The organism is Erwinia phyllosphaerae, assembly GCF_019132875.1.
Lineage (GTDB): Bacteria > Pseudomonadota > Gammaproteobacteria > Enterobacterales > Enterobacteriaceae > Erwinia > Erwinia phyllosphaerae.
In genome coordinates this window covers 16,421-32,389 of the sequence record NZ_JAHSPF010000016.1, presented here as the reverse complement: position 1 = coordinate 32,389, position 15,969 = coordinate 16,421, and the positions used below count along the sequence as shown (strand labels likewise).

General features: G+C 53.9%; 6 protein-coding genes and 3 pseudogenes. 8 read left to right on the top strand and 1 reads right to left on the bottom strand.

Annotated elements, in window-relative coordinates:
* The first annotated feature begins 1 nt into the window (after position 1).
* From KUE00_RS20580 to KUE00_RS20550, 5 genes and pseudogenes are all read left to right on the top strand, one after another.
* Positions 2-11,161, top strand: a complete 11,160-nt coding sequence (locus tag KUE00_RS20580) for a hemagglutinin repeat-containing protein (RefSeq protein WP_246762086.1) — start codon at positions 2-4, stop codon at positions 11,159-11,161.
* Between the two features lie 7 nt (positions 11,162-11,168).
* Positions 11,169-11,513: a zinc ABC transporter substrate-binding protein gene (locus KUE00_RS20575; RefSeq protein ID WP_425523595.1), complete on the top strand. Its 345-nt coding sequence runs from the start codon at positions 11,169-11,171 to the stop codon at positions 11,511-11,513.
* Between the two features lie 142 nt (positions 11,514-11,655).
* Positions 11,656-12,042, top strand: coding sequence for a hypothetical protein (locus KUE00_RS20570; protein WP_246762084.1), 387 nt, complete (start codon positions 11,656-11,658; stop codon positions 12,040-12,042).
* 178 nt (positions 12,043-12,220) lie between these two features.
* Positions 12,221-13,878, top strand: a pseudogene (locus tag KUE00_RS22020) (VENN motif pre-toxin domain-containing protein); the annotation flags it as partial.
* Positions 13,879-14,277, top strand: coding sequence for an SMI1/KNR4 family protein (locus tag KUE00_RS20550; RefSeq protein ID WP_246762080.1), 399 nt, complete (start codon positions 13,879-13,881; stop codon positions 14,275-14,277).
* Here KUE00_RS20550 and KUE00_RS20545 read toward each other — a convergent pair whose 3' ends face one another.
* A complete protein-coding gene (locus KUE00_RS20545; protein WP_246762078.1) occupies positions 14,278-14,820 on the bottom strand; it encodes an RNA 2'-phosphotransferase in 543 nt (180 codons plus the stop codon).
* A gap of 167 nt (positions 14,821-14,987) precedes the next feature.
* On the opposite strand from KUE00_RS20545, the pseudogene KUE00_RS22015 reads away from it, so the two are divergent.
* The 3 genes and pseudogenes from KUE00_RS22015 to KUE00_RS20540 form a co-directional block, all read left to right on the top strand.
* Positions 14,988-15,195 (top strand): annotated as a pseudogene (locus tag KUE00_RS22015) (VENN motif pre-toxin domain-containing protein); the annotation flags it as partial.
* A 10-nt stretch (positions 15,196-15,205) separates the two neighbouring features.
* Positions 15,206-15,268: pseudogene (locus KUE00_RS22010) on the top strand (VENN motif pre-toxin domain-containing protein); the annotation flags it as partial.
* 96 nt (positions 15,269-15,364) lie between these two features.
* On the top strand, positions 15,365-15,763 hold the full coding sequence (locus KUE00_RS20540) for a hypothetical protein (protein ID WP_246762077.1): 399 nt from the start codon (positions 15,365-15,367) through the stop codon (positions 15,761-15,763).
* Positions 15,764-15,969 lie beyond the last annotated feature (206 nt).

Below are 15,969 nucleotides of genomic sequence, written 5' to 3'. Positions count from 1 at the left end.
TATGGACGATCGTCAGCCTGTTTCCTTTATCCGCCGCGCCCTGAGCTATGTCATCTGCTGCCTGGTGGCCGTACAGCCGATACTGCCAGCGGTTGCCGCTGAGATTACGCCGGTTACGCCCGGCACGAAGCTGGATGCGGCGGGTAACGGCGTGCCCGTGGTGAATATTGCCACGCCAAACCAGGCGGGCGTCTCGCACAACCAGTACCAGCAGTACAACGTAGGTAAGGAAGGGCTCATCCTGAATAATGCTACCGGGCGGCTGACGCAGACGCAGCTGGGTGGACTTATCCAGAATAACCCTAACCTGAAGGCCGGACAGGAAGCCCGGACCATCATCAATGAAGTTGTCGGCGCTAACCGGTCACAGCTGCAGGGCTATACCGAGGTAGGAGGCAACGCCGCTAACGTGATGGTTGCCAACCCGTACGGCATTACCTGTAACGGCTGCGGCTTTATCAACACGCCAGGCGTCACGCTGACCACCGGCAAACCGCAGCTGGATGCAAACGGCAATCTCGCCGCGCTGGAAGTCAGCAAAGGCTCGGTTATCGTAGAAGGGCAGGGGCTGGACGGCAGCAGCGCGGATGCGGTGTCGATTGTGGCACGCGCTACTGAAATTAACGCGGGCATTTATGCTAAAGACCTGTCGGTGACGACGGGCGCAAACCGTGTCGGCCAGGACGGTTCCGTCACGCCGATTGCGGGCGAAGGTGCAGCACCCGCGGTCTCGGTGGATACCGGCGCGCTGGGCGGTATGTACGCGAATCGCATTCATCTGGTGTCCAGCGAGAAGGGCGTTGGGGTTAACCTGGGGAATCTGAATGCGCGACAGGGCGATATGGTGCTGGATGCCGGCGGCAGGCTCACGCTGAATAACAGCCTGACCAGCGGGGCGGTCAACATCAAAGGTGAGGGCGTGACGCTGACCGGCGATCACAAAGCCGCCGGTGATATCACGGTGCAGTCTGACCAGGCCGTGGCGCTGCGTAACGGCGCGCTGGTCAGCGACGGCACGCTGGCGGTTACCGCGAAAGATAACCTCAGCGTCAGTGGCGTCAGCATGACCGCGGGCCGGGATATCCGGCTCAGCGGTGCCGATATGGCGCTGGACCAGTCCAGCAGCGGCAACGCGGGCGCGGATATTCAGCTTGGCGCAAAAAACCGGCTCGATAACGCCGGGCAACTGATGGCGGGCAATAACCTCGCTGTAACCGCGCAGCAGGCGCAGAACAGCGGCATGCTCGGTGCAAAAGTAGCGCAGACCCTGAATGCCGATGCGGTAGCCAACAGCGGCAGGCTGGTTGCTGACAGCCTGCAGATTAAAGCCCGTTCCATCACCAACCGCGGTGAGCTGCTTGGCGGCGCGCTGACAAGGGCAGAGGTCGATCGGCTGGACAATACCCGAGAAGGGACGATCACGAGCGCTAACCGGTTGTCCATCAGCGGCAATTATCTCAGCAATCAGGGGACTTTCTCCGCTCCTGATTTACAGCTTACCGGCACGCAGATCGACAACGGCGGCCTGTTACAGGGCAGCCGCAGCCTGGTGCTGAGCGGCAACCAGGTTAATAATCTCGCCGGCGGCACGCTGAGTTCTGATAACAGCTTTTCGCTTAACCTGCCGGAACTGAATAACAGTGGGCTGATTCACAGCGCCGCCGGGCTCACGCTGAGCGGCGACAGGCTGGTCAATGCCGGAGAGATTAATGCTGCCAGCCTGAGTGCCAGCCATAATCGCCTGAGCAATCTGCAAGGCGGGCTGCTGCTGACCGATACCACGTTACAGCTGCGCCTGCAGCAGCTTGATAATCAGGGGCAGATTGCGGCCGGCGATTTAACGGTCGACGCCGCACAGATGACTAATGGCGGGACGCTGCAGGGCAGTAACAGCCTCACAACTCGCGGCGCTGGTCTCGACAACAACGGCACGCTGCTCAGCGCAGGCTTGCTCGATCTGACCGCTACCGATCTTACTAACCACGGGCTGTTGCAGGGCCAGCGGCTGCAGGTTCAGGCGGACACATGGCAGAACAGCGGTAATGCGCTCAGCGAGAATGACGCGCAGCTGCGGGCCGGGCACCTGAATAACAGCGGCAATATATTGGGCCAGCAGGCGATCGCCCTGCAGAGCGATCGTACCGATAATCAGGGCCAGCTGATGGCCAGCGTGTTGAGGCTACAGGGTGACCTGAACAACAGCGGCCTGATTCAGGGCGCGGCATCGCTGGCACTGACCGATGGCGACGTCACCAACCAGAGCAGCGGCCAGTTGCTCAGCGGCAGCGAACTGACCGTTTACGGCAACACGCTGGATAACCAGGGCAGCATGCAGGCAGACAGCCTGACGCTGACGGCGCAGCACTGGCAAAACTCTGGTTCTGTCTCCGCCGCATCGCTGCTTAACGCAGAGGTGAGTGATGAGCTGAACAACAGCGGCAGCTTGCTGAGTGAAAAGGCGATGGATTTACGGGCCGGTGCGCTGCTGAACAGCGGCACGCTGGCAGCCGATCGCCTCAGCCTGCACGCGCCGCAGCTGACCAACGGTGGTTTATTACAGGGTAACAGTACGCTTACTGTCGACAGCGCGCAGATTTTCAACCAGGCCGGCGGCAGCCTGCTCAGTGGCGGTTCGCTGATGCTGGCCCCGGAAAGTCTGAAGAACAATGGCCTGCTGCAGGTTGCCGATGCGCTGACGATTGACGGCCACGATTTTATCAACAATGGCCAGGTCAGCGCCGGTACGCTCTCTGCCCGGCTCGGCGGTACGTTAACTAACGGCCAGGACGCACGCATCATTGCGCAGCAGCAGGCCGACCTGACCGCAGCAACGCTGGATAACCGTGGTACGCTGGCGGCCGTACAAATGACCGCTGCCGGCGACGCTCTGCAAAACCGCGGCCTGTTGCAGGGCGATGCGGCGTTGAGCGCACGCTTCGGGACGCTTGATAACCTTGCCAGCGGCACGCTGCTCAGTGGTGACGTGCTGACGTTACAGGGCAATAACGCCAGCAATGAAGGCAACTGGCAGGCGGCAAAGCTGAGCTTTGTGTTTGATACGCTGGCCAACCGCGGCACGCTCATCAGCACCACGCTGGACGGCACCACGCACGGAGAGCTGAACAACAACGGTATTATGCTCAGCAGCGGCGACGCTGAACTGCACGCCGACAGCCTGACCAACGGCGGCAAAATCAGTGCAGACGGCCTGCTTCTGCGCGCTACCACGCTTGGCAACAGCGGCCTGCTGCAGGGCAGCGGATCGCTGGATGCGCAGGCAGACACGCTGGCTACCGCGGCGGGCAGCAAAACCCTGAGCAGCGGCACGCTGCTGCTCAATGCCGGGCAGCTGACCACGGCGGGCACTCTGCAAGGCGCGCAGGCGACGGTAAACGCCGATAGCTGGCAGCATCAGGGATCGCTGCTCGGCAACAGCGATCTGCAGGTGAATGTTAACGGCGAGCTGACTAACAGTGGTGAACTGCTCAGCCACGGCGGCGCTCGCGTGGGCGCGCAGACGCTAAACAATACGGGTTCGCTGCTGAGCGAACAGGCGATGGCTCTGACTGGTAACACGCTGAACAACAGCGGTAGTGTGCAGGGCAGCACCCTGATGATTACGCCCGCCACCGTTATCAATCAGGGCAGCCTGATCGGTTTACAGGCGCTGACATTGAGCGCGCTGCCCCAGGCTGCGGGCCGCATGATGCTGCGTGCGCTGGCCGCATCGGCCCGCACGCTGACCAATAATGGCGGCGGCTCGCTGTTAACGCAGGGTACGCTGACCGTTAGCGGCGATACGGTGACCAACAACGGCAGCTGGCAGGCGCAGCAGATCCTGCTGAATGCGCAGCGGCTGACCAATAACGGCGCTATTCAGAGTGCCGATGGCATGCAGCTCCTGCTTGGCGACCGGCTTGATTCCGGGGCGAGCAGTAAAATCTCCGCCGGGGGGGCCGCTGTGCTACAGGCGTCGAACCTCGCCGCGCAGGGCCAGTGGATCGCAAAAAATCTGACGCTGAACGGCGGCACGCTCAATAACAACGGCGAGATCGGCGGCGTTGACGCGCTGGCGGTCACCCTTACCGGCGCGTTGACCCAGCAGCAGGATAAAACCTTGCTGAGCGCGGGCAAGCTTACCCTGCGCTCGGCTTCGGTAAATAACGCAGGGCGTATACAGGGTGGCGCGCTGGAGATCGCCAGCGGCGCGATTGACAACAACGGCCGCCTGCAGGGCGACAATAACCTGCTGGTCACTGCCAGCGGACGCCTGACCAACAGCGGTAGCGGATCTCTGCTGACGCAAAACACGCTGACGCTGACCACGCCGGAACTTTACAACTACGGGCTGATCCAGGGCGGCGGCACCAGCAACCTGCGCGCCACTGGCATTGCCAGTAATGCGGGCAGGCTGCTTTCCGGCGGCGAGCTGACGCTGACCACGCCACAGCTGGTTAACAGCGGGTGGCTGCAGGCGACGCAGCTGACCCTGAACGCCACCAGCAGTAATAACGCGGGTACGCTGCTTGCCGACGGGCAGGGCACACTAACCGGTAACGACTTTACCAATCAGGGCACCACCCAGGGCGGCAACCTGGCGGTAAATTATCAGCAGCTGACCAACCGCGGCACGCTGCTGGGCACTAATCAGCTTAATATCACCGCTTCGCAGGTGAACCAGCAGGCGCCGGGCAGATTATTCAGCGGCGGCGACCTGCTGCTACACAGCGATAGTTTTGATCAAACCGGCCAGGTGGTGGCGCTCGGTGATGCCACGCTGGCACTGAACAACAGCTTTACCGGACGAGATGTGATTGCCGCCGGTAACCGTCTGAGCATCAGCAGCAACGGCACCCTTGATAATCAGGGCACGATGCAGGGCCAGGCGCTGACGCTCAGCGCGGGCGGCGATTTTACCAATAACGGGCAGCTCACCACCGGCTCCGGCGACAGCAGCCTGAGCGGCAACCGCATCGCCATGAACGGCAACGGTACCCTGCAGGGCGGCGGCAACGTTAACCTCAACAGCCGCAGCGATATCATTCTCGACGGTTTTACCGGCACCCGCGGCAGCCTGCTGCTCAGCGCGCCGGGCAGCATCGTTAATAACGCGCTGCTGTACGCGGGCAATAATCTCTATCTCTATGCCAACAGCATCCGCAATCAGCGCGCCGATATGCTGGCAGGTAACAGCCTGTGGATGCAGCGCGACGCAGCAGGCAATGCCAGCAGCGAGGTGATCAATACTTCCGGCACCGTCGAAACGCAGAACGGCGATATTACGGTTAATACAGAGCATTTGCTGAACACGCGTGATGGGCTTCAGGTTCAAGAGAGCACAAAGCAAATCAGCACTGTCTCGGGGGTAGGTAACGCTTCAATTGATGTGCCTCATATGCAAATGGCGGATGGAACCTGGGGTTATTACTCGAGAACAGGTATACATCAGACAGGTCCATGTAATGGTCATGGTGCCTGTAGTTACAAGAAAGTTACAAGCTACTACTATGCGCCTCTCGCCGATTACGTAACTCAAAAGTTTGCTACTTCGCAAACGGATGTCAGTGTCGTTGCGAATGGGAGCGCCGGGCGTATATCAGCCGGTAACAACCTGACTATCCATGCAGATTCACTCGACAACCAGGCCAGCAACATTCTTGCAAATCAAGATATTTCGCTCCAGGGTTCTCAGCTTAATAATCAGAGCTGGCAGGCAGGGAAAAAAGTTGAAAACCTGGTTTATAAGTACGCTTTAAAGAACAGTGAAAATGCACCCACTTTAGCAACTATATCTTCCAGCATTAAGGTGCCTACTAAACCTAAAGTCGATACGATTTATTTTGAACTAGTTGGTCATGAGTCAGATTTTACACCTGGCGAACTTTATCGTTCAGTGATTCAGGCTGGCGGCAACGTCAATGCCAGTTTCAGCGGTGATGTCAGCAATACCTCCACCACTGCGAATGCCGGGTGGACCGGCAATACCCTGACCGCACCTGCCGTCGCTGGATTAGCCGCGCTGAACCAGGCAGGTACGACGCAGCGCCAGACCATGGAAGGCAGCAGTCAGGTCGCTGTAAACTCGCCTGCATGGCGGGAGCAGTTACAGAATGCGTTACAGCAGGTAAATGCTGGCGTGGCGCTGGATGGGACAAAACCGGGTGAAGCGCCTCTGACGAAACTGTCAGGTGCACAACAGGGCCTGGCTGCATTGGGTCATGCGGGTAACCTGGTAAAGGGCAATCTTATGCCCGCTTCATTGCCACACACTACGCCCACAAAAGTTGACACCAGCGCTTATCCACTGCCTTCCGGTGACAACGGTTATTTCATTACGTCCCGCGACAGTAAAAGCCCGTACCTGATCACCATTAACCCCAAACTTAACGGGCTGGGACAGATCGATCAAAGCCTGTTCGGCGATCTCAACGCGCTGTTGAATAAACATCCAGGTAACGCGGCGCAGGAGACGCGCACGCAGTACACCGACGTAAACGCCTTCCTGGGTTCGTCCTATCTCATGGACCGGTTAAATCTGAAACCCGATCAGGACTATCGTTTTCTTGGCGATGCGGCATTTGATACCCGCTACGTCAGCAACGTGGTGCTTAACCAGACGGGCAGCCGCTACCTGAATGGCGTCGGTTCAGAGCTCGATCAGATGCGCTATCTGATGGACAACGCCGCTGCCGCGCAGCAGTCGCTGGGCCTGCAGTTTGGCGTCTCCCTCTCTGCCGGCCAGCTGGCCGCGCTGGATAAAAGCATTCTCTGGTGGGAAGCGAGTACGGTAAACGGCGAAACGGTGATGGTGCCGAAGCTCTATCTCTCGCCGAAAGATGTCAGCCTGCAAAGCGGCAGCGTCATTGCCGGTAATAATGTTTCGCTGAAGGCAGGTAATCTTACCAACAGCGGCAGCAGTATCATCGCCAAAAACGATCTGGCACTGGATAGCGATAACCAGATCGGCAACCTGAGCGCGGGCCTGATGGAGGCCGGTGGCAATTTACAGCTGAGCGCACTCGGCGATATCAACAACGTCGGGTCCACCATCAGTGGTAAAACCGTGGCGCTGGAAAGCGTAACCGGCGATATCAATAACCTCACCGCCACTCAACAACTGACGCTGAATGTGGGCAATGGCCGCGGCGGTAGCAAATCTTTCACCGACACTTTAAGCGGGCCGGTGGCTAATATTGCTGCGCTGGATTCCCTCAGCCTGGCGGCGGGTAACAATATCACTGTTACCGGCGCCAGCGTAAAAGCTGGCGGCGACCTGCTGATGAACGCATGGAACGATATTGCGGTCACCAGCAATCAGCTGACCAGCGGCAACGCGCAGTCCGGGTTTAAAACTGGCTGGCGTAAGATTGACGCCACCAGCACTACTACAACCACTAATCAGGGCAGTAACATCAGCGTGGGTGGCAATCTGGTCATGCAGGCGGGTCGCGATCTTGACGTCACCGCCAGCAATATCAGCGCAGGCAAAAATGCCGCGCTGGCCGCTGGTAACGATCTTAACCTGAACAGCGCCGCCACCGGGCAGAACGACGTGCAGGGCAAGCGGGAAAGCCATTCCAGCGGCGTTGATCGCACTACCCTGACCAGCGGCGGCGATCTGACGCTGGCGGCGGGCCGCGACGTAAACAGCCAGGCTGCAGGACTGGTGGCTGACCGTGATGTGACGCTTGAAGCCGGACGCGACGTGAATCTTCAGGCCGCGCAGACCACCTCCGGCAGCAGCAACAAAGGAGGTAAAAAGACAGAAATCAACGAGTCCGTACGCCAGCAGGGAACCGAAATCGCCAGCGGCGGAAATACGGCAATCACGGCCGGACGGGATGTCACTAGCCAGGCGGCGCAGGTGACGGCCACGCAGGATGTGGCGGTTAATGCAGGCCGTGACCTTAACCTGGGCACCGCGACCGAAAGCGATTACAGCTACAAAGAGGAAACCAAATCTAAAGGCGGCTTCCTGAAAAAAACCACCACGCACACCATTAAAGAAAGCAGCGACACGGCAGAAAAAGGCACCCTGCTGAGCGGTAACGGCGTGACGTTAAACGCGGGCAATAATCTGCTGGTCAAAGGCTCTTCGGTGGTCGGCGATAATGACGTCACGCTGAAAGCGGGTAACAACGTCGATATCGTGGCCGCGACCAACACGGATGCCAGCTGGCAACTGAGCGAGAAAAAGAAAAGCGGGCTGATGAGCAGCGGCGGTATCGGCTTTACTATCGGCAGCAGCAGCACGCGTCAGGAACTGAGGGAAAAGGGCACCACCCAGAGCCAGAGCGCCAGCACCGTAGGCAGCACCGGCGGTAACCTTACCGTGACGGCCGGCGGGCAGGCGCATGTGGGCGGCTCCGACCTGATTGCAGGGAAAAACATGACGCTGACCGGCGACAGCGTGATCATCGATCCGGGCCATGACAAACGTACCAGCGACCAGTCTTTTGAGCAGAAGTCCAGCGGGTTGACGGTAGCGCTTTCCGGCGCAGTAGGCAGCGCCATTAACGGGGCGGTTTCCACCGCGCAGGCCGCCGCTAAACAAAGCGACGGTCGCCTGGCCGCGCTTCAGGGCGTCCAGAGCGCGTTAAGCGGCGTGCAGGCTGAACAGGCCTCACGACTCAGCAAAGCCCAGGGAGATAAAGGCAGTCCCGAGTTTGGCGTATCGCTGTCGATCGGCGGCCAGTCATCGAAATCCACGTCGCACAGCGAACAGGATACTACCTCCGGCAGCACGCTTTCGGCGGGAAAAAACCTGACGGTTACCGCCACCGGAAAAGGCAACGGCGCCAGCAGCGGCGATATCGTGATGGTCGGTGCTAAAGCAAAAGTGGGACAGGATCTGACGCTGGACGCGCAGCGCGACATTCTGCTGTCTTCCGGTCAGGACACGCAGCTGACAACCGGTAAAAATGAGAGTAAAGGCGGCTCACTGGGTGTGGGCCTTATGGCGGGTGGGCAAAGTACAGGGCTCTCCGTTTCCGCCAGCGCCAACAGCGCCCGCGGTAATGAAAAGGGCAACGGCCTGAAGCAAAACGAAACCGTGCTGGACGCTGGTAGAAGGGTTGCGCTTAACAGCGGCCTCGATACCACGCTGAGCGGCGCGCAGGTGAGCGGAGAACAGATTACCGGCGATATCGGGCGTAATCTGACGCTGAGCAGCCTGCAGGACAGTGACAATTACAAAAGCAGCCAGCAAAGCGTCAGTGCCGGCCTTGGCTGGACGTTTGGCACAGGCAGTGGCACGGCCAGCTTCAGCTACAACCGCGACAAAATGCACAGCACTTATGATTCTGTGCATGAGCAGACCGGTCTGTTTGCCGGGGATAAAGGGTTTGACCTAAAAGTCGGCGAGCATACCCAGCTTGACGGTGCCGTCATTGCCAGTACGGCGGACGCGACGCAAAACCGTCTGGATACCGGCACGCTGGGCTTTGACGATATCCATAATCAGGCTGACTACAAAGTTGAGCATCAGGGTATTTCGTTCAGCACCAGCGGGACGCTGGGATCACAGTTTCTGGGTAACGTCGCCAGCTCGGTTCTTGCAGCAGCAGGCAGCAACGGCCATGCGGAAGGCGTGACGCAGGCGGCAGTCAGCAATGGCACCATCACCGTTCGGGACCAGGCGAACCAGCAGCAGGATGTGGCCACGCTGAGCCGCGATGCTGCGAATGCCAATAACAGCATCAGCCCGATTTTTGACAAGGAAAAAGAGCAGAAGCGATTGCAGACCGCGCAGCTGGTGGGCGAGATTGCCAGTCAGGCGATGAATATCACCACGACAGAGGCGCAAATCAACGCCACCACGGCGGCAAATGCTAAAGTCGAAAACGTCAGCCAGTCGGAAAGAAACGCAGTAAGAAAGGCGCTGCAGGACAAGGACCCGACAAAGGTGATTACGGCCGATGACGTAACCGGCCGGATTTACAGCGATGCGTATGAAACGGCGCTGACCGATTCTGGCTGGCAAACCGGCGGTAAAAACCAGCGGGCGATGCAGGCAGCGGCAGCCGTTATTCAGGGCCTGGCGGGTGGAGATATTAAAGCCGCCGTCGCGGGCGGTGCCGCGCCGTATATTGCCCATGAAATCGGCAGCCGTATCGACGACGCGGCAACGAAAGTGATAGCCCACGCGGTGGTGAATGCCGCGCTGGCCGCGGCACAGGATAGAAACATGCTGGCGGCGGCAGGCGGTGCTGCCACAGGCGAGCTGGTGGGGATGCTGGCAGGAAGCATTTATCATAAAAATGCGTCCGAACTGACCGAACAGGAGAGAACGCTGGTTTCCACATTCGCCACGTTAGCCAGCGGCCTTGCCGGCGGGTTGATTGGCGACAGCGGTGCTGATACTGTTACGGCCGCTGCTGCGGGTAAAAATACGGTTGAGAATAATTATCTGAGCGCCACGCAGGCACTAACCTTCGATAAAGAACTCTCAGACTGCCGGAAATCCGGCGGTGACTGCCAGACGGTTATTGATAAATGGCAGAAGGTCAGCGATAAACAGAGCAGTCAGTTAGATATCACGCTGAAGGACGATCCCGTTGCCGTTCAGGCATGGGATAAGGAAGTTGCTGAAGGCGGCTTCAACATGGCAGAGCGTCCGGACTGGTTAGGTAATCTGCCAGGCGTTGATGTGATGACCAGCGAAGAAGCCAAAGCTTACGTTCAGCAGTGGAACGGCCAGGATCTGGCGAAAATCGATGTAAACAGTCCTCAGTGGACTAAATTTGCGGCAATGGTGTCAGATCCTGAGAACCAGGCAGCAGTAGCTTCGTTGGGGAAACTGGGCAATGATCTTCTTAAGCTTGCTAAGACTACTGTTTCAAATATAGCTCAAGGTGGAGTAGCAACGGGCATAAAGAGTATGCAAACAGGATTGAGAAATCCTCAGCAAGTAGATCAGATAAAAAATGATATGACGTCAGGAAATTATAGATTTAATGCTCCTGAAGGCCGCATAGCTGGATATATAGATAGCAAGGGAAATTATTATATATCGGAAGGTAACCATCGGATGGTAGCTGCTCAGGAAATATATAAAAAGACTGGAGATAAATCTTACATAGATAAATTACTTCAAAATGGCTCATGGACTCAGACAAAGAATGCTCCAGCAGGGGCTAAATCTATGCCGTCAAGGAAATGATGATCTTATGGAGAATACTATCCTCATGAAAAAAAATGAGATATATGTAAAAATGCTATCTCTTTCTCTGCCTTACATCAGAAATATCCAGTCATTGGATAAAAAACATAAAGGGCGAGATATATCTTGTTACTTTGAAGCTGAATTGGTGCATAACCTAATGCATACGTTGCTTCTCTCAGACTTCGTTGAGCATGATTTATGGTTTTTAAATAACCAAGCAAAATATTATTTTGAGAAATGCAGTGAAGACATATCACCTAATTATAGTCAGCACGTTAAATATATAGAGTTATTATTTAAAATGGTTCCTGATGAATTAAAGTCTAAGCTACAATGGCAAGGCCCTTAATTAAAAATCCCGGTCACAGCGCCGGGATTTTCCATTAACAATCAGCCGCTTAATCCAGACTGCGCCACTCCACCGTCCCTTCCGGGATCTTGCGTGGCCGCTTCTGCGGCGTGGCGATTACCCGGATAATTTCGACGATCTGTTGCTGCTGAAGGGAGGACTTTATCAAAGTGAAAACATTATTTCTTTTGAAGGTATTAAAAGTAGTTATCTTGAAATTATAGAAACTTTGTTTCTTGATGATAAGAATGACTATCTCCTTGATAAAGAGGCTAATCTTGATGGTGTTTTTAATCAGGATATATGTAAGCTTCACGATGTAACGAAGCTATTAAAGTATGCAATAAATGTTAACGATCAGGTTGCAATGCAAGCGGCATTAGTACATATCAGGGTTTGCTCAGTGCGCCTTGCTGGTTTTTTTGAAGATATTAAAGATGATGCCGATTCATTGTTAAAATCGCCAGTTTGGCCTGATAGTCCTGAAAGTTATCAAGTGCCCGAATTTAATAATTTTCCTCATAAGTAATATTCGAATCCCGGCCATTGAGCCGGGATTTTTTATCTGTTGTTCAGTCAGTTATCAGTTCTGGCTTGCAGCCTGCTGATTACCTCGATCAACTCTATGATCTGCCACTGTTTACAGGTCGACTGCTTACAAACCTTCCTCAGCATCTGCATAATCTCCTGTTCGGGCGGCATTTACCATTCGGGACCAGGCGAACCAGCAGCAGGATGTGGCCACGCTGAGCCGCGATGCTGCGAATGCCAATAACAGCATCAGCCCAATTTTTGACAAGGAAAAAGAGCAGAAGCGATTGCAGACCGCGCAGCTGGTAGGCGAAATCGCGGGGCAGGCTATGGATATTGTACGCACTGAGGGTAGCATTCGTGCAACCAGTGCAGGCAAAGCCGAGCTGGCAAAGAAGGGAGTGCAGGAGCCGGGAGAAAAAGCCTCAAAGGAAGACTGGAAAACTTACAATGATGCACTAGTCAATTCTGAAAGTTATCAAACTACGCAAAAACAGTTCGGTACCGGCAGCGCTATTCAGCAGGGTATGCAGGTAGCAACGGCGGCAGTACAGGGTTTACTGGCAGGCAATGTACAGGGCGCGATTGCAGGAGCTTCGGCCCCTTACCTGGCAAAGTTAATCCATAAAGAAACCACAACAACTGGACCAGACGGCAAAGAGGTGGTTAACGAGCCTGCTAACCTGATAGCACACGCGGTGCTGGGCGCAGTGGTCGCGCAGGTTCAGGGCAATTCAGCGCTGGCTGGTGCAGCAGACGCCGCGACAGGTGAGTATATCGCACAGCAACTTTATCCGGGAGTCAGCCGTGATAAACTGAATGAGGCGCAGAAGCAATATATCAGCGAGCTGAGCACGCTGGCAGCTGGCCTTGCGGCGGAATTGCCGGAGACAGTACGGCTGGCGCAGTAGTGGGTGCGCAGGCAGGGAAAAATGCTGTTGAGAATAATGCGCTGAGCGTGAAGCAAAACCAGGAACGTGCCAAAGAAATGACGGAGTGCCAGGGTAATGCCTGTAATGCTGTCGTTGATAAATATAAGAAATTAAATGCTGAGCAGCATGAAAGCGTTGTGAACTGTTCTGGTGCTCGGGTTTGTGTCGATAAAGCGAATGAAGTTGGCAAATTGCAGGCTGATTATGCTAACCGTACCAATGAGTTGCTGAAAAAAGCTCGTGACAATGGTGGCTTAAGCCCAGAAGAACAGAACGAACTTTCTATTCTTCAGGTGACTACAATCCAGCTTGAGGCAGACAGAAATGCAGCGATTCATAATGCATTGATGTCTGGTGATTCACCTGAAGCGAAGCAACTTGCGATGAGTTCGCTGGCTCAGGCGGCTGGAACGAGTGCCGCGGGAATAGCGGCTGGGGTAGGGAAAAAAGAAGTCAATGAGTCAATCACAGTTAAACCGACAGGAAATAATTTCTCATTTGATGCTAACGAAATTCGATTTTCGCAGAATACTGTTTCTTACAATAAGACTGATCGAGGTACAGGTGTGAAATACACTTACGATGATCTTGTTTCCAGTATGAAAAAAGATGGCTGGAAAGGTGATCCGGTTGATGTTGTAAAAATGCCGGATGGCAATATGACAAGCATGGATAATACCAGGATAAATGCAGCAAGAGATGCTGGCATTAAAGTAGAAGCTAGTGTCAGAAACTTCAGCGATTTGTTACCAAAAGATATGATTGACTCTGGTCGTTTTGGTTCTTCTACAACGTGGGGAGAGGCGATAACAGGAAGGATTAACAACCAAAGCGGGGGATTTAGTAAAAATAACCCTTATGGATCATCCGAGTCACCAAGAATAACTGGCAAGGGTAAATAAATGATTGATAGATATATGGCTTATCAAAAATATTTATACTCAGGGTTTTCTTTCCCTGACAGCTTTATTAATTATATATCTCATTCAGAGTTAGAGGATATCGAGCCGTGGTGGCTTTTTTGCAGTTCCTCAAACTATGTTGACTTTTGGTGTGAGAAAGTAAGAGAGCTTTATCCTGACAGAAAATTAATTCCTTTTGCCAATTGGCGCTACTCAGATGATATTGTATGTTTTGATGGTGAAGATACATCAGGTGATCCAAAAGTTTACTATGTTCATGCTTTTGCGTCTGCTGGCTGGGAAGACAGAGGACACACTGATAACTTTACTGAATGGCTAAAAATAGCGCGTCTTGAATCAAACCGTAACAAAGTTGAGCGAGTTGAAGACGATATGTAATTATTCTTGAATAAACTGGTAAGGAATGGCTTCAGTTAACCAGACGCCATTCTCAGCCTGAAAAAATTTAAAGCCCTGTTCATACATATTCAGGGCTTTTATAATTAATATCATTGGTTTTCCATGACGTTGTCCTACCTGAATTGCCGTAACTTCATTAGTAGAAAGATGTACATACTGTCGTGACATAGGAAGCAGGCCTTTCTTCCTGATTTCAGATATAAAGCGCGCGGCTGTTCCATGATATAAAATATCAGGAGGGATGTTTTCTTTATAAGTTATCTTAACCTGTTGCATTGAATGACCCTGAGCAGCACGAATATGCAAGCCATCAGTTGAAATAGTAAATCTTTTTTTATCACTACTGGTGACTATCGCTAGAATAATACTTTTCTCAAATATATAACCTTCTTTTTTTGCACAAAGAATTAGATCAGTTATAACTGCCCATCCATTTTGGTCAAGTGACAATCCAATAGCTTCTGGATGATGACGCAATACATAGCTTAAAAATTTGCTTATATCAGTGTTCTTTTTACTCATATTGCTAATCTCAAAAAGTGGCCAACACACCGATATTTTACTTTATTAATTTATTAGTTACCATTCTATCGTTGTGGCTTTTGATTATTTCTACAAGCTTCACGAAACTCTTTAGTTTAAATATCACAAAATCACACACTTTTTTGAGCGTCTAAACCTCTCCAGGGGCGGCCGGCAGCTTCACCTTCGTCTCAATGACCGGCTCGATGAACGTGAACCTGAGCCGTGATCAGATGCACAGCACCTGGCAGAGCATGGAGTAGTTTGCGGGCAAAGGCGGTTTTGACGTGAGCGTGGGCGGGCACATGCAGCGGGGCGGTCATCGGCTCGACGGCGACGGTGGACAGGAAGCGGCTGGAGACGGGCACGCTGGGCTGCTGGCGGCCTGGCGGAAGACAGCACGGGCAGCGCCGTTGCCGGAGCACAGGCCGGGAAGAATGCGGTTGAGAATAATGCGCTGGCAGTACCAGCCCCTGTTCCGGTGCCTGTACCCGGCGTTCCGGTTAGTCCGGGAGATAAGGTCACCCAGGACGCTAACGATAAAATGGCGTCTGCGCTGGATGACCTGTTTGATACCCTGGATAAGGCAACACAGTGCTCCTTTGGCCGGGCCTGTTCGACGGATGATACAGAACAGTCCGGTGGCCCGAATGTCAGTGCTAATCTGATGGATGCGGAGAAGGCTGAGCTGGGTGGAGCAGGATTGGGGACGCCGGGTGGCTGGGAGCCGCAAGATGAAGCCAATGCTCGTAATAGTGAACAGAAAACAACTGTTGATGATCTGATGTCTTCATCGTCAAAAAGTCGGGAAAAAACAGGTCGATCAAAGTTTTTTGAAAGATCAGGTGGTAGTGAGGCTGCTAATAAAGAATTTTATCTATTAAAACCTACTGAAATTAAGATATTCCTGGTGGCAGGGTTGGTAAACTCCCTGATGGGCTAACTATAGTTGTCAGAGAAAGAAGTACAGATGGTAGACCAACGTTAGAAATACAGTCTGGTAAGAATAGAATTCAATTTAGATATGATTAGTGATGCCATATGATTGAAAAAATTCTGAATATTGAATACGACGTATTTCGCTTTAAAAATAAGAAATTGATTGATTTTAAATATTCTTCTGAAGCACTTGAGTTAACTTTATTATCA

Excerpts from the sequence above, each read along its gene's own strand:
- KUE00_RS20580 (WP_246762086.1), top strand. The coding sequence starts at position 2 with ATGGACGATCGTCAGCCTGTTTCCTTTATCCGCCGCGCCCTGAGCTAT.
- KUE00_RS20575 (WP_425523595.1), top strand. The coding sequence starts at position 11,169 with ATGGAGAATACTATCCTCATGAAAAAAAATGAGATATATGTAAAAATG.
- KUE00_RS20550 (WP_246762080.1), top strand. The coding sequence starts at position 13,879 with ATGATTGATAGATATATGGCTTATCAAAAATATTTATACTCAGGGTTT.
- KUE00_RS20545 (WP_246762078.1), bottom strand. The coding sequence starts at position 14,820 with ATGAGTAAAAAGAACACTGATATAAGCAAATTTTTAAGCTATGTATTG.
- KUE00_RS20540 (WP_246762077.1), top strand. The coding sequence starts at position 15,365 with ATGGCGTCTGCGCTGGATGACCTGTTTGATACCCTGGATAAGGCAACA.